15 protein-coding genes are annotated in these 18,207 nt (G+C 73.7%); 8 read left to right on the top strand and 7 right to left on the bottom strand.

Translation table 11 applies throughout. The annotated features are described in order from the left end of the window. Positions 1–132: 132 nt before the first annotated feature. Positions 133–558: an excalibur calcium-binding domain-containing protein gene (locus tag ACLE50_RS05595; protein ID WP_410942316.1), complete on the top strand. Its 426-nt coding sequence runs from the start codon at positions 133–135 to the stop codon at positions 556–558. A gap of 4 nt (positions 559–562) precedes the next feature. Then, on the top strand, positions 563–1,288 hold the full coding sequence (locus ACLE50_RS05590) for a class F sortase (RefSeq protein WP_410942315.1): 726 nt from the start codon (positions 563–565) through the stop codon (positions 1,286–1,288). Between the two features lie 101 nt (positions 1,289–1,389). Here the strand turns inward: ACLE50_RS05590 and hrpB are convergent, their stop codons facing one another. The 3 genes from hrpB to ACLE50_RS05575 all read right to left on the bottom strand — a co-directional run bounded on the left by hrpB (position 1,390) and on the right by ACLE50_RS05575 (position 6,778). Continuing rightward, the gene (gene hrpB, locus ACLE50_RS05585) at positions 1,390–3,882 is read right to left on the bottom strand and encodes an ATP-dependent helicase HrpB (RefSeq protein ID WP_410942314.1); all 2,493 of its coding nucleotides are present in this window, start codon (positions 3,880–3,882) and stop codon (positions 1,390–1,392) included. A 52-nt stretch (positions 3,883–3,934) separates the two neighbouring features. Beyond that, positions 3,935–5,623, bottom strand: a complete 1,689-nt coding sequence (locus ACLE50_RS05580; protein WP_410942313.1) for a DUF6777 domain-containing protein — start codon at positions 5,621–5,623, stop codon at positions 3,935–3,937. A gap of 84 nt (positions 5,624–5,707) precedes the next feature. Then, positions 5,708–6,778, bottom strand: a complete 1,071-nt coding sequence (locus ACLE50_RS05575) for an Lrp/AsnC family transcriptional regulator (RefSeq protein ID WP_410942312.1) — start codon at positions 6,776–6,778, stop codon at positions 5,708–5,710. Positions 6,779–6,894: 116 nt separating this feature from the next. Between ACLE50_RS05575 and ACLE50_RS05570 the strand changes: the two genes are divergently transcribed. Both ACLE50_RS05570 and ACLE50_RS05565 read left to right on the top strand, forming a co-directional pair. Further along, entirely contained in the window at positions 6,895–8,103 is a 1,209-nt protein-coding gene (locus tag ACLE50_RS05570) for a M20 metallopeptidase family protein (RefSeq protein WP_410942311.1), read from the top strand. A gap of 1 nt (position 8,104) precedes the next feature. After that, positions 8,105–9,424 carry an MFS transporter gene (locus tag ACLE50_RS05565; protein ID WP_410942310.1) on the top strand — a complete coding sequence of 440 codons (1,320 nt, stop codon included), beginning with the start codon at positions 8,105–8,107 and terminating at the stop codon, positions 9,422–9,424. A gap of 141 nt (positions 9,425–9,565) precedes the next feature. Here ACLE50_RS05565 and ACLE50_RS05560 read toward each other — a convergent pair whose 3' ends face one another. Both ACLE50_RS05560 and ACLE50_RS05555 read right to left on the bottom strand, forming a co-directional pair. Continuing rightward, complete coding sequence (locus ACLE50_RS05560; RefSeq protein WP_410942309.1) at positions 9,566–9,826, bottom strand: hypothetical protein; 261 nt, start codon at positions 9,824–9,826, stop codon at positions 9,566–9,568. A 16-nt stretch (positions 9,827–9,842) separates the two neighbouring features. Beyond that, a complete protein-coding gene (locus tag ACLE50_RS05555; protein WP_410942308.1) occupies positions 9,843–10,976 on the bottom strand; it encodes an inorganic phosphate transporter in 1,134 nt (377 codons plus the stop codon). A 208-nt stretch (positions 10,977–11,184) separates the two neighbouring features. Here ACLE50_RS05555 and ACLE50_RS05550 point away from each other — a divergent pair, with 208 nt between their 5' ends. Then, positions 11,185–12,507, top strand: coding sequence for a dicarboxylate/amino acid:cation symporter (locus tag ACLE50_RS05550; protein WP_410942307.1), 1,323 nt, complete (start codon positions 11,185–11,187; stop codon positions 12,505–12,507). Between the two features lie 70 nt (positions 12,508–12,577). Here the strand turns inward: ACLE50_RS05550 and ACLE50_RS05545 are convergent, their stop codons facing one another. Then, positions 12,578–13,525, bottom strand: coding sequence for an SAM-dependent methyltransferase (locus ACLE50_RS05545; RefSeq protein WP_410942306.1), 948 nt, complete (start codon positions 13,523–13,525; stop codon positions 12,578–12,580). A 227-nt stretch (positions 13,526–13,752) separates the two neighbouring features. Here ACLE50_RS05545 and ACLE50_RS05540 point away from each other — a divergent pair, with 227 nt between their 5' ends. From ACLE50_RS05540 to ACLE50_RS05530, 3 genes are read left to right on the top strand one after another with little or no spacing between them, the layout of a single operon-like run. Beyond that, the gene (locus ACLE50_RS05540; protein ID WP_410942305.1) at positions 13,753–14,514 is read left to right on the top strand and encodes a 3-hydroxyacyl-CoA dehydrogenase; all 762 of its coding nucleotides are present in this window, start codon (positions 13,753–13,755) and stop codon (positions 14,512–14,514) included. 46 nt (positions 14,515–14,560) lie between these two features. Next, complete coding sequence (locus tag ACLE50_RS05535; RefSeq protein ID WP_410942304.1) at positions 14,561–15,724, top strand: acyl-CoA dehydrogenase family protein; 1,164 nt, start codon at positions 14,561–14,563, stop codon at positions 15,722–15,724. Between the two features lie 31 nt (positions 15,725–15,755). Further along, complete coding sequence (locus ACLE50_RS05530; RefSeq protein ID WP_410942303.1) at positions 15,756–16,400, top strand: TetR/AcrR family transcriptional regulator; 645 nt, start codon at positions 15,756–15,758, stop codon at positions 16,398–16,400. Here the strand turns inward: ACLE50_RS05530 and ACLE50_RS05525 are convergent. Next, positions 16,360–17,700 (bottom strand): GGDEF domain-containing protein, encoded by a 1,341-nt coding sequence (locus ACLE50_RS05525; RefSeq protein WP_410942302.1) that lies wholly within the window; start codon positions 17,698–17,700, stop codon positions 16,360–16,362. The two genes, ACLE50_RS05530 and ACLE50_RS05525, sit on opposite strands and share 41 nt — an antisense overlap. Between the last annotated feature and the right edge of the window lie 507 nt (positions 17,701–18,207).

The raw sequence follows: 18,207 nt of genomic DNA, 5'->3' as shown, positions 1-18,207 counted from the left end.
TCACTCGGACGACGGTGTGCGGCAAGGACGTTCGGATTCGTCCACGATCGGGTGTAACGCGGCTCATGTCCGGATCGCTATGGGGTGCGTAGGGACTCCCCACCCTGCGTCCTTCCCCCGAGAGGATCTTCGATGCGTTTGCGCACCCTTCCGGCCGCCGCCCTGCTCGCGGCCGTCGCCGTCGTCCCGCTGACCGGGGTGGCCCATGCCGCCGACCGGGACTGTCGCGACTTCTCCAGCCAGGCCGAGGCCCAGGCGGCCCTGCGGCCCGGCGACCCCGAGCGTCTCGACGCCGACGACGACGGCATCGCCTGCGAGAACACCGAGTACGGCTCCACCGGTAGCGCGACGACGTCCGAGCCGACGTCCGAGCCGACCGCGGAGCCGGGTGCGCCTTCCGAGGGGACCACCTCCCGCGCCCAGGTCGGCGCGACGCCGACGGGCGGAGTCGAGGCCGGTGGCGGCCCGGCCGACATGTGGCCGATCGCGCTCGGTGCGATCGCCGCCGGCGGGGTCGCCTCGGTGGCCACCCGCCGCATCGTGAGCCGGCGGGGCTGAGCGCGTGCCCGTCGCGACCCCCGGGGAGCGCCGGTCGCGCCCCGTGGGCCGCGACGGGGCTCCGGAGCCGGTGCCCCGGCAGGAACTCCGCCGGGACCGCGGGCGCAGGCGGCTGCGCTGGGTGCTGCCGCTCGGGGTCGTCCTGGCCGGATCGGTGCTGGCCACAGCACCGGCCGGGGCACCGGAACCCCGTCGTACCGAGCCGGCGGCCCCGGCCGTCGCCGCGTTCACCGGTGCGCCGTCCCCCGAGCCGGGGTTGCTCCCTGCGGGTCCGCTGGTGCGCGCCCGCTCGGAGCCGGTCCGGGTCCGCGTCGCCCGGCTCGGCCTGGACACCGCACCGGCGCCGCTCGGCCTGCTCGGCGACGGGTCACTTCAGGTCCCCGCGGACGCAGGCACCGTCGGCTGGTACGCCGGTGCCCCGACCCCGGGTGAACGGGGACCGGCGGTCCTCGCCGCGCACGTCGACTGGAAGGGCCGTGCCGGAGCGTTCGCCGACCTGCGCACGATGGCGCCCGGCGACCGGATCCGCGTCGACCGCGCCGACGGCAGCACCGTCACGTTCGCGGTGCGGCGGGTCGGGCAGTACCCGAAGGACGCGTTCCCGACCGCAGAGGTCTACGGCGACCTCGACCACGCGGGCCTGCGGCTGATCACCTGCGGTGGCGCGTTCGACCGGGCGGCGGACAGCTACGTCGACAACGTGGTGGTGTTCGCGGACCTCGTCGCATGACGTGCCGAGTGAGGCGTCGCCACGCGGTCTGGTGGCGACGCCCCGGCTGCGGCGGGCCGGTTCCGGACTGCCCGGCTCCGGACAACTCAGCTCCGGACAACTCAGCTGCGGCGGCGGCCGGTGCCGCGCCCCGGCGTCGCGGTCAGCGGGTCCTCCGGCCAGGCGTGCTTGGGGTAGCGGCCGCGCAGCTCCGCGCGGACCTGCGGGTACGCGTTCGCCCAGAACGAGGTGAGGTCCGCGGTGACCGCGGCCGGGCGCCCGGCGGGGGAGAGCAGCTGCAGCACCACCGGTACCCGCCCGCCGGCGACGGCCGGTGAGCCCGTCCAGCCGAACACCTCCTGCACCTTCACCGGCAGCGCGGGCGCGTCCCCGGAGTAGTCGAGCGCGATCCGTGACCCGGACGGCACCGTCAGCCGTTCCGGGGCGAGCTCGTCGACCCGGCCGGCGAGGTGCCCGAGCAGCGCGCGCAGCGCCTGACCTGCGTCGATCCGCGCCAGGTCGGCGCGGGTGCGGGCGGTAGCCAGTGGCACGGCGAGCCAGCCGGCGTCGTCACCGGCGCCGGCGAGCAGCGCCGCCTCGGACACGTCCGGCCACGGGTCGCCGAGCACCCGGTGCAGGAACCCGAGGCGCTCGCGCAGCGACCGGGCGGACGCCGACCAGCGCAGTACCGCGGTGCCCTCGGTGCGCAGCCCGGTCAGCAGCGCGTCGCGCACCGCGGCCGGATCGGGGTTCCGGTCCGGACGCTCGGACAGCACGATCGCGCCGAGCCGCCGCACGGTGCGGGCGCGGACGTCGCCGCCGTCCCAGACGACCTCGGAACCGGTGGTGAGCAGAGCCGCGGCCGCGGTCTCCGCCGTCGCCAGGTCGGTGGCCACGCCGAGGCGCACCCGGCCGTGCACCTCGCCGGGACGCCGGTCGGCGACGGCGACGGCCAGCCACTCGGCGTCGCGCAGCGGGCCGGGCGGCACCTCGACCCCGGTGCCGCCCGCCAGCAGGTACACCCCGGACGCGGAGTCCCGGCGCCGCGCGAGGCGTTCGGGGTGGGCGAGCCCGGTGACCAGCGCGACGGCGTCGGCGCCGGTGGGGCCACCGCGCCGCGACGAGCCGGTACCCCGCAGCCGGCGCGCCAGCCGGTCGCGTTCCCCGCGCCAGCGCCGCGCCCCGGGGGCGGACCCGTCGCGCAGCCGGGACAGGGCGGCGGCGAGATCGGTGCCGGAGCCGGCGAGGGTGTCGTCGTCGAGCACCGCGACGATCCCGGCGGCCTCGGCCGGGTCGACCCCGGCGGCGACGCCGTCGAGCAGTGCGCGGGCCAGCCGCGGATGCAGGCCGAGCGCGGAGATGCGTCGGCCCCGGTCGGTGACCGCACCGCCGGAGTCGAGCGCACCGAGGGCGCGGAGCACGTCGCGGCCTGCGGCCAGCGGACCCGGCGGCGGGGTGTCCCACCAGCGCAGACCGGCCCCGTCCGGGGTGCCCCAGACGGCCAGGTCGAGGGCGAGCCCGGTGAGGTCGGCGGTGCGGATCTCCGGATCCGGCGCGTCGGCGAGGCCCTCGCCCTCGGGCCAGCAGCGGTAGGCGGACCCCGGTGCCTCACGGCCCGCGCGGCCGGCGCGCTGGGTGGCCGTCGCCCGGGACACCCGGCGGGTGACCAGCCCGGACAGGCCGCGCCGGTGGTCGGTGTGCGGCACCCGCACCAGCCCGGAGTCGACGACCGCGCGCACCCCGGGCACGGTCAGGCTCGACTCGGCGACGGCGGTGGCCAGCACGACGCGGGGCCGTCCGGTGTCGCGCAGCGCCGCGTCCTGCTCGGCGGCGGAGAGCCTGCCGTGCAGGGGCAGGACGTCGGCGTCGATCCCGCCGAGCGCGGCCGCGGCCCGGTTGATCTCGGCGACGCCGGGCAGGAACGCGAGCACCGAGCCGTGCTCCAGCCCGCGGCGCACGGCGCGGGCCACGGTCGCCTCGACGCGCTCGCCGCGGGCCGGCGCCACGTGGTCGACGGCGACGTCGTAGGTGCGGGCCGCCACCTCCAGGACCGGCGCGGGGCCGGCGTCGTCGCCGAGCAGTGCGGCCGGGCGGGCGGCGTCGAGGGTCGCGGAGGTGGCGAGCAGCCGCAGGTCCGGGCGCAGGCCGTCGCGGGCGTCGAGCAGGAGGGTGAGCAGCAGGTCGGCGTCGAGGTGACGTTCGTGCACCTCGTCGAGGACGACCGTCGACACCCCGGCCAGCTCCGGGTCGGAGGACAGCCTGCGCAGCAGCAGCCCGGACGTGACCACCTCGACGCGGGTGTCCGGCCCCGTCTTCGCCTCGCCGCGCACCCGGTAGCCGACCGGGCCGCCCACCGGCGTCCCGAGCAGCGACGACATCCGCGACGCCGCCGCCCGCGCCGCGACCCGCCGCGGCTCGGCGACCAGCACCTTCCCCGCCGGGGACGCCGCGGCACCATCGCCGAGGCCACCCAGCTCGGCGAGCGCGAGCGGGACCAGGGTGGTCTTGCCGGTGCCGGGCGGGGCGACGAGCACGGCGGCGCCGCGGTCGTCGAGGGCACGGCGCAGATCGTCGAGAACGGCCCGGACCGGCAGGTCGGGGAGGGGAGCGGCCATCCGCCCCAGTATCTCCGCCGCCCGCCGGCCGGGCCGCCCCGTGTCCGGTGTGTCAGCCGCCCGAGCCCGCGGACGTGCTCTCCGACGACGGTGTGGCGCTCTCCGTGGTGGTGGTCGTCGGCTCGCTCACCTGCGGCGATGTCCCGGCCCCGGTCCCGGTCTCCGCCGGGACCGCGGACTCCGGCTCGGCCGGCTGGGACGACGGGGCCTCCGGCGACTCGGTCGGCTCGGTCGCGCCGGGCGCCTCGGGCATCTCGGTCGTCTCCGACGGCTCGGCGACCGGCTGAACCGAGGACTCGTCGACGGTGAACCCGCCACCGGAGTACCGCCAGGTCCAGGTCTGCGTCCCGGTCGGCGTCGTGGTGTCGCCGGCCTCGAAGACCTCCATCGGGGTGGTTAGCGTCGAGCCGGACAGCGTCATCCCGGAGCCGAACCGGGCGGGCTTCGTGCTGCCGGGCGGCGTCTGCGGGCTGAGCGTGTCGATCGTCCTCCCGGACCCGTCGACCACCGCGGCGGTGGGGGCGTCGTCGCCGCACTGCAGCAGGACGACGGTGACCGGCGCGCCGCCGAGCGTCCCGGAGGCCTGGTCGAGCAGCTGGACCGGCGTGCCGCCCGCGCTGCCGCTGCCGCCGTTCAGCGTCACCTGGCCGCAGGGCAGCGAGTAGGTGCCCGTGGCGGCGTCGAAGGGCGCGCCGGCGTCACCGCCGGACGGGTCCGTCCCACCGGAACCCGTCCCCGGCTCACCCGGAACCGAGCCACCCGACCCGGACGCCCCCGGCACGGCGTCACCGGGCACGGAGCCATCCGTCCCGGAGGAGCCCGGCGCAGCGGACCCGGGCACCGACGAGCCCGGCACCGACGAGCCCGGCACCGACGAGCCCGGCACAGCGGAACCCGGCACCGACGAGCCCGGCACCGACGAACCCGGCGCCGCGGAACCCGCACCCGGCACGACCGGCCGCGCCGCCCCGTCCTGCGCCCCGCTGGAGGCCACCGGCCGGGCGAAGGTCTCGCTGCGGGTGGTGTCGACCAGCGTGTAGTCGTGGACCTCCACCGAGCTGTTCACCACGACCGACACGTTCGTCTCGGAGAACGACACCCAGGTCGGGCCGCTCCAGTACACGCTGTTCCACACCAGCGCCGGCGCCGCGGCCAGCGGGTTGCCGCACGAGCAGCGCACGACCGGTGCGCCCCAGCGGTCCACGAACACCGCCGACCCGGCCTGCAGCACCGAGGTGAACGCTGTCGCCCGGCCGTCCGCCCAGCCGTGGTTGGTGACCACGGTGTCCGCGCGCAGCACGACCGGGGTGAGCCCGCGGACGTAGCCGGTGATGTCGCCGGTGCCGATCCCGAGCGCACCCGCCCAGGCCGCGGCCTTGTCCGGGTGCTGCCCGAGGTAGCCGGTGAGTTTGGCGGCGTCGCAGGTGGCGTTGCTGCGGGTGCCGCCGTAGAGCCCGGCGGTGTCCCCGGCGAACGTCCCGGCCGCACCGGCGGGGGCGACGATCCCGGTCGCGTCGGCGCCGACGGCCGGCATGAACGGGTTCGCGCCCGCGGTGTTCACCGGCTCCCGGACGACCTCGGCGCGCGCCGGGGACGCGAACGCCAGCAGCAGCGTGCCCGCCACGGTCAGCCCCACCGCCGCGGCGACGAGCAGGAACGCCCACGCCGGGATCCGGCGACGGGCAGGCGGGGAGGGTGGGGCGGCGGCGTACCGCGGTTGCGGCGGCATCGGTCGGGTCATCACGGGCTCCGGGGGAGGGACGGGCGGCTCGGCCCGCCGCTGTCCGGTCGGGCACCCGGCCTGTCGACGCCCCGGACGGACCTGTTATCCCAGGTCGTCGCCGGTCATCGAAATCGGGTACGCCGCCGGGGCGAGCGGCACCGACGTCCCGGTGCACCGGCCGTCGGGGTGCAGCAGCCACCCCATGCGCTTGCGGGTCCGCAGCACCACCGAGGTGTCGACGATCTCGGCCTCGGGCAGCTCCCGCTCCAGCACCGCCTGCATCGCGACGAGCTCGGGCAACGACTGCGTCCACGCCGTCACCAGCACGTTCGCCGGCCCGGTCAGCGACAGGCACAGCCGCACCCGCGGGTCCCGGCGGATCCGCCGCACCGCGCCCGGCACCGCCGCCGTCGGCATCCGGATCCACCACGTCACGCACACCGGCCAGCGGGTGAGCAGCTGTGCGACCTCGCAGCGGAACACCAGCTGCCCGGACCGCAGCAGGTCCGCGAGCCGGCGGCGCACCGTCGACGCCGGCCGGTCCAGCGCCGCCGCGATGGCTGCCGCCCCGGCACGCCCGTCGGCACCGAGCAGCCGCACGATCGGCCCGTACACCGGTCCGTGCAGGTCCACCGTCCGCGCGGTGTCGCCGGTCTGCTCGTCGGTGCGGCGCAGCGCCCGTACGGCCTCGGCCTGGGCCGGCTCGAGCGCGTCGAGCTCCCAGCGGCTGCCCTCCACGTGGACCCCGGCGGCCAGGTGCGTCCGGGTCGAGGCGACCCCCGGGACCCGGCCGAGCCGGTCCAGGACCAGCGCCGACAGCTCCTGGAACGACCGCGCGTTCACCGTCAGCAGCAGGTCCCGGCCCCGTGCGACGTGCTCGATCGTCATCGCCGACGGCTCGCGGTCCAGCGCCCGGGACACCGCGTCGAGCCGGCCCGGTGCGCAGTCGACCTCGACCAGCGCCACCTGCATCCGCCCGTCGCGCACCACCGGGTAGCTCGTCACCCACGCGTACCCGGCGGCGCGCAGCCGCTCCCAGCGCCGGGCCAGCGTCACCGGGGCCGCACCCAGCACCGGGGCGAGCCCGGTCCAGCTCGCCCGCGGATGCAGCTGGAGGGCGTGGACGAGCGCGAGGTCCTCCTCGGACAGCGGTTTCCGGTCGTTTTCGTCCATGCGCACCTGTTTCCGGATCGGATCCGTCGACTTTACGTGCCGTAACGAACGCGCTCGGACACTGCTCGGAACTCCGGCGGGCAGCGTCGCCCACCGGCATCGAGTGAGGAGATCGCATGGACCTACGGGACGACGCCCGCGGCCTCGGGCCGGATCTGGTGGCACTGCGCCGCGAGCTGCACCGCATGCCGGAGGTCGGTCTCACCCTGCCCCGCACCCGCGACCGCGTGCTGGCCGCGCTGCAGGGCCTGCCGCTGGAGATCACCGAGGGGACGTCGACGACATCGGTCACCGCGGTCCTGCGCGGCACCGCACCGCGCGGGGACACCGCGCCCACGGTGCTGCTGCGCGGCGACATGGACGGCCTCCCGGTCGGCGAGGCCAGCGGGGAGAGCTTCGCCGCCGAGACCGGCACGATGCACGCCTGCGGCCACGACCTGCACACCACCGCCCTCGCCGGGGCCGCGCAGCTGCTCTGCGCGCACCGCGACCGGCTCGCCGGCGACGTCGTGTTCATGTTCCAGCCCGGCGAGGAGGGCTACGACGGCGCCGCCCACATGATCGACGAGGGCGTGCTCACCGCGGCCGGTCACCGTGCCGACCACGCCTACGCCCTGCACGTGTTCGCCAACAAGCTGCCCGGCGGGATCGTCACCACCCGCCCCGGGGTGATGCTCTCGGCGTCGCACAGCCTCGACGTCGTCGTGCGCGGCGCCGGTGGGCACGGCTCCAACCCGCACACCGCGCGGGACCCGATCGCCGCCGCCGCGGAGATGATCACCGCGCTGCAGACGATGGTCACCCGCCGGTTCGACGCGTTCGACCCGGTCGTGCTCACCGTCGGCGTGGTGGCGGCCGGCAGCGCCCGCAACGTCATCCCGGACACCGCCCGCTTCGAGGCCACCGTGCGCAGCTACTCGGCCGGGCACGCGGCCCTGCTCCCGCAGCTGATCCGGGAGGTCTGCGACGGCGTCGCCGCAGCGCACGGCGTCCGCGCCGAGGTCACCTGGGCCGACCAGTACCCCTGCACCGTCAACGACGATGACGAGGCCGCCTTCGCCGCCGGCGTCACCCGCGAGCTGCTGGGGGAGGAGCGGTTCGTGCCGGCCCCGCACCCGTCGAGCGGGTCCGAGGACTTCTCCCGGGTGCTCGCCGCGGTGCCGGGCGCGTTCCTCGGCGTCGGCGCCTGCCCGCCGGGCACCGATCCCGACGGCGCCCCGATGAACCACTCACCCCTGGCCCGGTTCGACGACGCCGTCCTGCCCGACGCCGCAGCCCTCTACGCCGCACTGGCCGGCACCCGTCTCGCCCCGGAGGTGGTCTGACATGACCGGGACCGCACAGCAGGTCGCGCCCGCGCCGCAGGCGCGCGCGGAGAAGCGCCGCACGATCGTCGGGATCGGCGCGGGCAACGCGATGGAGTGGTTCGACTGGAACGTCTACGCGACGTTCTCCACGTTCTTCGCCGTCCAGTTCTTCACCGGCGGTGACCAGGCGACCTCGCTGCTCAAGACCCTGGCGGTCTTCGCGGTCGGGTTCGTCGCCCGCCCGTTCGGCGGGTTCCTGTTCGGCGCGCTCGCCGACCGCCGCGGCCGCAAGGTGTCGATGGCGGTCTGCGTCGCAACGGCGGCGGTCGGCAGCCTGGTCATCGGACTCACCCCGACCCAGGCCACGATCGGGGTCGGCGCCCCGGTGGTCCTGGTGCTCGCCCGCCTCGCCCAGGGCCTCGCGCACGGCGGGGAGCTGCCGGCCGCACAGACCTACCTCGCCGAGATGGCACCCCGCGAGCGCCGCGGCCTGTGGTCGAGCCTGATCTACTTCTCCGGCACCGCGGGCGTCCTGGCCGGGACGGTACTCGGCGCCGTGCTCACCGGGCTGCTCAGCACGGCCGACATGGCCGCCTACGGCTGGCGGATCCCGTTCGTGGTCGGTGGCCTGTTCGGGCTGTACGCGCTGGTCATGCGGCTGCGGATGCGCGAGACCGAGACCTACACCGCGTCGGCGGCCGAGCCGCGCAGCTCCGCGGACCCGCAGCCGCACCTGGTCCGCCAGATCCTCGCCCACCCGAAGGCACTGGCCAGGGTGGTGTTCCTGACCAGCGGCATGACCGTCGTCTACTACGTCTGGTCGGTCGCCGCACCCGCTTACGCGATCAACACCCGCGGCGTCGACCCGAGCGCGTCGCTGTGGGCCGGGGCCGCGGCGCTGGTCGTGTTCATGGTGATGCTGCCGCTGTGGGGGGCGCTGTCGGACCGGATCGGGCGGCGCCGCACCCTGCTGATCCCCGGCGCGATCCTGGTCGTGCTGGTCTACCCGCTCGACGCGATGATCCACGACGGCTGGTCCCAGTTCGCCGCGATGGCGATCGCGCTGGCGCTGATCTCGGCCGGGTCGGCCGTCGGGCCCGCGCTCTACGCCGAGCTGTTCCCGACCGGCATCCGCGCCGCCGGGCTCGGCGTGCCCTACTCGCTGTCGGTGGCGCTGTTCGGCGGGACGGCGCCCTACCTGCAGGAGCTGTTCGCCGGCCTCGGGCACCCGGGCTGGTTCCTCGGGTACACCACGGTGCTGCTTCTGGTCTCCGGGGTCACGGTGCTGCTGCTGCCGGAGACCCGGGGCGCCGACCTGGCCACTGCCGGAACACGGTGAGCACCACGATGACGCCGGTCACCCGGGCGTAAGTAAGTAAGTAAGTAAGTAAGGACCGCGACAGGACAGCGACAGCACGAGGCCCCCGCCGCGCAAGGAGCGCGACGGGGGCCTCGTGTCGTGGAGCTGCTCGGTGCAGGCTCAGGCGACGATCGTGTACAGCCCGTACCCGACGATCGCGAGCACGGCGAGGAGGCAGACACCCGCGATGGCGGTGCCCACGTTGGCGTTGAGCGGCGGAGCGGCGCCGTCGTGCGGGCCGCCCGGGTTCGCGGCGGCGGCCTTCGCGGACGCCCGGGCGCTCAGCCCGACCAGCGCGAAGGACACCAGCGCGACGACGGCGACGGACACGCCCAGCGACACGACGCTGACCAGGCCCAGGGACTCCCACTTGATACCCATGTGCGGAACCTCCGGCTCAGACCGCGGCGGCGACGGGCGTGTCGCTGGCGCTCGGGACGTCGTTGACGTTCTTGGCGTCGACCGGGCGACGGCGCGAGGCGGCGTAGATACCGCCACCGATCGCGACCCCGACCAGGGCGACGATCACGGTGCCCAGCGTGCCGGTGCCCGCGACGTACGCGGCGACCGCACCGACCGCGCCTGCGGCCGGCAGGGTCAGCACCCAGGCGACGACCATCTGGCCTGCGACGCTCCACTGCACGTTCGCGGCCTTGCGGCCCGCGCCGGCACCGAAGATCGCGCCGGTGGCGACCTGGGTGGTCGACAGCGCGAAGCCCAGGTGCGAGGAGGCCAGGATGACCGCGGCGGTGCTGGTCTCGGCGGCGAAGCCCTGCGGGGTCTCGATCTCGCTGACCCGCTTGCCGAGGGTCCGGATGATGCGCCAGCCGCCGGTGTAGGTGCCCAGCGCGATGGCCAGACCGGCCGACAGGATGACCCAGAACGGCGGGGAGGCGTTGGCGGGCAGCGCACCGGCGGTGATCAGGGTCAGGGTGATGACACCCATGGTCTTCTGCGCGTCGCTCGTGCCGTGGGCCAGGGCGACCATCGAGGCGGACACGATCTGCCCGGCCTTGAACCCCTTCTTGATGGTGCCGTCGTCGGCACGGGCGGTGCTGCGGTAGGCGATGATCGTGCAGATCATCGTGATGATGCCCGCCAGGATCGGCGAGATCACCGCGGGGAGCACGACCTTGGTGAGCAGGGCGCCGAACTGGACGGCGTCGGTGCCCGCGGCGACGATCGAGGCGCCGATCAGGCCACCGAACAGGGCGTGCGAGGAGCTCGACGGCAGGCCGATCAGCCAGGTGAGCAGGTTCCACATGATCGCGCCGATCAGCCCGGCGAAGATCACGGTCGGGCCGATGCGGGTTTCGTCGACCAGCCCGCTGGAAATCGTCTTGGCGACCTCCACCGACAGGAAGGCGCCCACGAGATTGAGCGCACCGGCAATGGCGACGGCGACCTTGGGCGGCAACGCACCGGTCGCGATGGAGGTGGCCATCGCATTCGCGGTGTCGTGGAAACCGTTGGTGAAGTCGAACAACAGAGCGGTCACGATGACCACTACGACGATGACGGACAGGTCCATGTCTCTCCCGAGAGCGGCATGAGGGCAGATGCCGGTGGTGGGGCCGACGGCCGAAAACAGTAGGTCGGTGGAGCCACGGCGATGTGGCGCGCAGGTAAACGGACGGGGTGCTGAGCGTGACCGAAGCTCTCGGACAAACTGGACATCTGGGAAGAAAAGCCATGTGACGGTCGGGAACAGATCCGCCGTGTGGCGGGTTGAACCCTAGGTGTCACTTCTCGTTCGCGTTGCGCGCTCCTGGCGTCGTCCCCGTACCTTCGCATTGCTGACGATAGTTGGTCTTGCGGTCGGAATTGCAACGGGTCTGGTGGCGAGAGTCACCGGGACGGACTGGTTGACAGATCTGCTCGACACGATCGGGTCGCTGTTCACCCGATTGCTGGAGCTGACGGTCGTACCGCTCGTGTTCAGTGCGATCGTCGTCGGCATCACGAGCCTGCGGCACCTCGGCGGCGGCCGGACCGCTGCCCGCCTCGGTGGCCGCACGGTGGCGTGGTTCGCAGGCACGTCGTTGGTCGCGGTGCTGATCGGCATCGTGATCGGGCTGGTCTTCCGGCCCGGGGCGGGCGCGCAGCTCGCCGCGGACCCGGCGTCGCTGGCCGCCGTGCAGAAGAAGAGCCCCGGCTCCTGGCAGGCGTTGCTCACCGGGCTCGTGCCCGAGAACTTCTTCGCCGCCTTCGCCGAGGGCGAGATCCTGCAGGTGGTGCTGCTGGCGCTGCTCGTCGGTGCGGCCGCCTACGCGCTGGGGGAGAAGGCCCAGCCCGTCGTCGGGCTGGTCAACTCGGTCTTCGAGATCATCCTGAAGATCATCGGCTGGATCGTGGCGCTCGCCCCGATCGGCGTCTTCGGCCTGATCGGCCACGCGTTCGCCACCTACGGCAGCGGTGTCGTCGGGTCGCTGTTCGGGCTGGTCGCCGCGGTCTACGGTGGCTGTCTGCTCGTGCTGTTCGGCGTCTACCCGCTGCTGCTGCGCTTCGTCGCGGGGGTGAGCCCGCGCCGGTTCTTCGGCACCACCTGGCCGGTGCTGCAGTTCGCGTTCGTCTCCCGCTCGTCCGGGGCGTCGCTGCCGCAGTCCCGCCAGGCCGCGATCGACCTCGGCGTGGACAAGGGCTACGCGGGGTTCGCCGTCCCGCTGGCCTCGACGACGAAGATGGACGGCTGTGCCGCGGTCTACCCGGCCCTCGCGACGATCTTCATCGCGAACGTCTCCGGGATCCAGCTCGCGGTCTGGCAGTACGTCGTGATCGTCGCCGTCGCGGTGTTCGGCGCGCTGGCCACCGCCGGGACGACCGGCTGGTTCACCATGCTGACGCTGACCCTGGGCGCGATCGGCATGCCGCCGGAGGTGATCGCGCTGGGCATCGCCGTGGTCTACGGCATCGACCCGGTCATGGACATGATGCGGACCGCGACCAACGTCGCAGGCCAGATCACCGTGCCCACCGTCGTCGCCGCCCAGGAGGGGCTGCTGGACCGCTCCGGTCCCGAGCGCCCGCACGCCGCCGCCGGGTCGGGCGCCGTCCCGGCCTGAGCACCCGGCGGGATCGCGGGCGACAGAGCCCGCGGGCCACGGCGACCGCGGGCGTCAGAGACCGCGGGCGTCAGAGGTGGGCGTCGACGATCAGGTTCGCGGCAGGCATCGCCGTCGCGGGCCCGGCGAACGGGCGCCCGTACCCGGCGGCCAGCTCGCCCAGCCGGCGCGCCCGCGTCGTCCAGCCGAGGCGCTGCAGGGTCTCGGTCACCGGCGGGCGGGACCGGGCGTCGAACAGGGTGGCCCAGTCGAACCCGACCGACCGGCCCAGGTCCTCGATCTCGGGCCGGGTCGCGAGGGCGTCGGCGTCCGAGTGGTCGATCGCCTCGACCGCGATCCGGCTGCCCGGCGCGGACAGGGCGGTGATCCGGTCGAACAGGTCGGCCTCGGCGTCCGGCGGCAGGTACGGGAGCAGGCCCTCGACCAGCCACGACGTCGGCGCCGCGGTGTCGAGACTCGCCTCCTGCAGCGCTGCGGGCCAGTCCTGGCGCAGGTCGGCCGGCACGAGGCGCAGCGCGGCGCGTGCCGGCGCGCCCGTCGCGTCCAGGGCCTCCTGCTTGAACCGCAGCACGCCCGGCTGGTCGATCTCGAAGACGGTCGTCCCCGGCGCCCAGTCGAGCCGGTGGGTGCGGGTGTCGAGCCCGGACGCGAGGACGACCACCTGCCGCAGCCCGGCCGCGTCGGCGTCGCGCAGCAGGTCGTCGAAGACCCGGGTGCGGACCGCCATCATCGCCGTCATCGTCTGCCAGCCCTGGCCCGCGGTGAACGTGCCGAGCTCGCGCACGGTCGTCGGCATCGGGACGGGGGCGTCTGCCCGGGCCACGAAGCCCGCGGCGAACTCGTCGCGGACGAGCGCGTCGGGCCGGTCGGCCTCGACCGCCCGGGCCGCCGCGACGAGGAGGGCGGTGAGTCCGACGCTCGCCGTGACGCCCCATTCCCCGGCCGTGTCACCGCTGGCCGTGGCACCGCCGTCGATAGCCGGTCCCGTTCCGAGTTCCTGCGCCGGATCCGTTGTCACACTGTGCCTCCGGTGTGGTGAGCAGAGCCGTGGCCGAGTGTTCCAGCCTTCGGCGGCCGGGTCCGCCGTCGAGCCGGGCTCGACGGCGTGCGGTGAATCACTCGGATGTCCGACGACCGTAGGCAGTCAGTTCTGACTGTTTCCCTGATACCGTCGCCGACGTCGACCGGCGCCGTCCCGAGCGCGCCGGCTCTCCTCGTTCCGCGTGTGAAAGGACTGACCCGGACATGGACATCAACGGCTCCGTCGCCGTCGTCACCGGTGGCGCCTCGGGCCTCGGCCTCGCCACGACCGAGCGCCTCGTCGAGGCGGGCGCGAAGGTCGTGATCATCGACCTGCCGTCGTCGCAGGGTGAGGCGGTGGCGGACAAGCTCGGCGAGAACGTGCGCTTCGCCGCCGCCGACGTCACCAGCGAGTCCGAGGTCTCCGCCGCCCTCGACGTCGCCGAGGAGCTCGGCACCGTCCGCGTCGCGGTGAACTGCGCCGGCATCGGCAACGGCATCAAGACCTACGGCAAGTCCGGCCCGTTCCCGCTGGCCGACTTCACGAAGATCATCAACGTGAACCTGGTCGGCACGTTCAACGTGATCCGGCTCGCCGCGGAGCGCATCGCGAAGGCCGAGCCGCTCGACGGTGACCGCGGCGTCATCGTCAACACCGCCTCGGTGGCGGCGTTCGAGGGTCAGGTCGGCCAGGCCGCGTACTCCGCGTCCAAGGGCGGCATCGTCGGCATGACGCTGCCGATCGCCCGGGACCTGTCCACGCTGAACATCCGGGTCAACACGATCGCGCCCGGCCTGTTCGAGACCCCGCTGCTCGCCGGGCTGCCCGAGGACGTCAAGGACTCCCTCGGCAAGCAGGCACCGCACCCCGCGCGCCTGGGGCAGCCGTCGGAGTACGGCCGCCTGGTCGCCCACATCGTCGAGAACCCGATGCTCAACGGCGAGACCATCCGGCTCGACGGCGCCATCCGGATGCAGCCCCGCTAGTCGCGGGCCCCACCACACGAGACAGCAGCGAAGGAGGGTGGGCGCAGTGAAGCGCACGCTCTACGAGTCCGACCACGAGGACTTCCGCCAGGCGTTCCGGTCGTTCGTCGAGAAGGAAATCGTCCCGAACGAGACCGGCTGGGAGCACGACGGCGTCGTCGCCCGCGACCTGTTCACCACCGCGGGCGCGAACGGGTTCCTCGGCATCGACGTGCCCGAGCAGTACGGCGGCGGCGGGGTGCCGGACTTCCGGTTCAACGCGGTGATCTCCGAGGAGCTCATGCGCTCCGGGGCGGCGGCGGCCGGGCTCGGCCTGACCCTGCACAACGACATCGTGCTGCCCTACCTGCTCGCGTACTGCACCGAGGAGCAGAAGCAGCGGTGGCTGCCCGGCGTGGTCAGCGGGGAGAAGATCCTCGCGATCGCCATGACCGAGCCGGGCATCGGCTCGGACCTCGCGTCGATGTCGACCACCGCGATCCGGGGCACCGACGAGCAGGGCGAGCACTACGTCGTCAACGGCGCCAAGACCTTCATCACCAACGGGATCAACGCCGACCTCGTCGTCGTCGCGGTGAAGACCGACCCGTCGCAGAAGCACAAGGGCATGAGCCTGCTCGTGCTCGAGCGCGGGATGGAGGGCTTCGAGCGCGGCCGCAACCTGGACAAGCTGGGCCAGCACGCCCAGGACACCGCGGAGCTGTCGTTCACCGACGTGCGCGTGCCGGTGGAGAACCTGCTCGGCGACGACGAGGGCCAGGGCTTCCTGCAGCTGGTCGCGAACCTGCCCCAGGAGCGGCTGTCGATCGCGGTCGCCGCGGTCGCCGCCGCGCGCACCGCGCTGACCCAGACCCTGGAGTACGTCAAGGAGCGCAAGGCGTTCGGCTCGCCGATCGGCTCGTTCCAGAATTCGAAGTTCGTGCTCGCCGAGCTCGACACCGAGATCGACTTCGCCGAGCACTACGTCGACGACTGCGTCCGCGCGCTCAACGCGGGCGAGCTGACCGCGGTCGACGCGTCGAAGGCGAAGTACTGGTGCACCGAGCTGCAGGGCCGGGTCGTCGACAAGTGCCTGCAGCTGCACGGCGGCTACGGGTACATGAACGAGTACCCGATCGCGAAGGCGTACGCCGACGCCCGGATCACCAGGATCTACGGTGGGACCACCGAGATCATGAAGGAGGTCATCGGCCGCGGACTCGGGCTCTAGGACGAGCCAGGGGACCCGCGGTCGTCGGCGCATGACCACCGAACGCACTCCCGAGTCGAGGACCCGGGCACAGCGGTCCGAGGACAGCCGTGCCCGGATCCTCGACGCCGCCGTCGTGAGCCTGATCGACGGTGGCTACTCCGGCGCGACCACCCTGACCATCCAGTCCGAGGCCGGGGTGTCGCGCGGCCGGCTGCTGCACCACTTCCCGTCCCGGGACCGGCTGCTCGTCGCGGCCGCGCAGCACCTGGCCGTCAAGCGGGTCGCCGACACCGAGGCCCGGATCAACCTGGTCCTCGAGGCCCGGCCGGTCGGTACGTTCGGCCGCGCGGACCTGGTGATCGAGCTGCTGTGGGAGAGCTTCTCCGAGCCGCACTTCTGGGCCTCGATCGAGCTGTGGACCGCGGCCCGGGCCAACGCCGAGATCGCCGACGCGTTGCGCCCGGAGGAGAAGCGGCTCGGCGCCGCGATCCGGGCGTCGATGGCCCGGATGTTCGGCGACGAGCTGGCGTCGCGGCCGCGGTTCAAGCAGCTGCGTGACCTGCTGCTCACCTCGATGCGCGGTACGGCGCTGACCTACACGTTCGACCCGCGGGACCCGGCCGAGGACGCGATGGTCGCGCAGTGGAAGGACCTCACCCGCGTACTACTGGCCGAGGATTCGCCGGCGTCCTGAACCGGCACGGCGGCGCGACGAACTCACCGCTGGCCCGCACCTGGTTGCGGCCGGCGCCCTTGGCCACGTAGAGCGCGGCGTCGGCGGCGCCCAGCAGCGTGTCCAGCGTCGAACCGCGGTGCGCGGACGCGATTCCCGCCGACACCGACAGCCCGGTCAGCGGGGTCGCCGTGTGCCCGGAGTCCACGGCCAGCGCGGCGACGCCGGCGCGGATCCGTTCCGCGACGTCGCGGGCGTCGTCGGCGCCGTGGCGCAGCCCGCCGAGGGCGACGACGAACTCCTCCCCGCCGAACCGGCCCGCGTGGTCCTGCTCGCGGACCTCCCGCCGGACGACCTCGGCGACGGCGGCCAGGGCGTCGTCCCCGGCGAGGTGGCCGTACCGGTCGTTGAGCGCCTTGAAGTGGTCGAGGTCGAGGATGAGCACCGCCGCGGCCCGCCCGGTCGCCCGGCTCCGCTCGAGCAGCTGCTCGGCGCGCAGCCGCCAGGCGGCCGGGTTGAGCAGCCCGGTCTTGGCGTCGGTGTCGGCGCGCTCCTCCAGCTGGCGGACCAGTGTGGTCTGTTCGAGCGCCAGCAGCGGAGCCATCGCGAGCAGCAGCATCCAGGGCGTCGTCATGTCGAGCACGACCGACACCAGGGCGCCGAGGGACAGCGTCGAGAGCTCCAGCCAGATGTCGCCGCCCAGCAGGACGGCGAGGAAGCGCGTCCCCGGACGGGCGAGGCGGACGATGCCCGCGACCAGCAGGATGTTCGTCGCCGCGTAGACCAGGATCGCCGCCACCAGCATGGCGACGTCGACCGGCTCGCGGAACGTCCACTGCGTCCCGGTGCCGGTGAGCGCATGCAGGGCGGCCACGGCGTGGATCGCCAGCACCACCGTGGTGACGCTGTAGAGCTGACGGTGCGCCGGTGTCCCCGCGGGCCGCGACACCCGCCACCACGAGTAGCCGAAGCTGGTGACGACCACGGCGCAGGCGAGCGTGGCAGGGAGCAGCACCGCGCCGGTCAGGGTCCAGACCGAGGTCATGTCGACGTAGCGGGTCTCGGCGATCCGCCTGCGCATGCGTTCGGCACGGACCGAGAGCTCGATGTGCGCGACGGCCACGGAGGTCAGCAGCACCGTCAGCAGCAGTACGCCCTGGGGCGGCGGGGTCCGCACCAGGCCGAGCACGCCACCGACGAGCAGGGTGCCGGCGAGCAGCTCCACTACTGTCAACAGAGTCAGCGCGGGTCGCGGGAGCGCCAGGATCGGCCAGGTGCGCGATGACGAGGTGGTCGTCGCGACGGGCTGATCGGACGTCACGAGTCTCCCGGGGGCGTCGGCGACAGCCCCAGGAGATTACCGGCGGTAGTCCGGTGCTCGGGATGTGATCTCGCTGCCACCCGCGGAGATGCGCCGAACGGCCGCTGCGTGCGGACGAACGTCTCAGCTACACCTTAAGGACAGGGTGACGCACCTGGTGCTCACGAGGACGTTGTCGTCGGCGTGAGGGTCACTCACAGCGATCGGGCGAACGCAATGTGAGAACCGCAATCGATCTTCGTGTCCGACAGGCGGTGACGTCCGACCATCGGACTTCTACTCTCTCGGGTGACATCACCGGCGGTGCCCGATCACACACGGTCGGTAACTTCTGGTGGCGGTGCCGACGTGACGACACGGACGTGGTGTAGCGGAGCTCGACAGGGAGTGGGGTGTCCTGATGTGCAACTGGCAGTGGTGACGGAGCTCAGAAGAGTGCAGACAGTGCACGTGACGCAGGTGAACGGAGGGCATCGTGCGCAACTGGCAGTGGTGAACCATCCCTGT

Source organism: Pseudonocardia phyllosphaerae (genome assembly GCF_046546475.1).
In the GTDB taxonomy this organism is placed as follows: Bacteria; Actinomycetota; Actinomycetes; order Mycobacteriales; family Pseudonocardiaceae; genus Pseudonocardia; species Pseudonocardia phyllosphaerae.
This window is presented reverse-complemented; position numbering and strand designations above follow the sequence as displayed.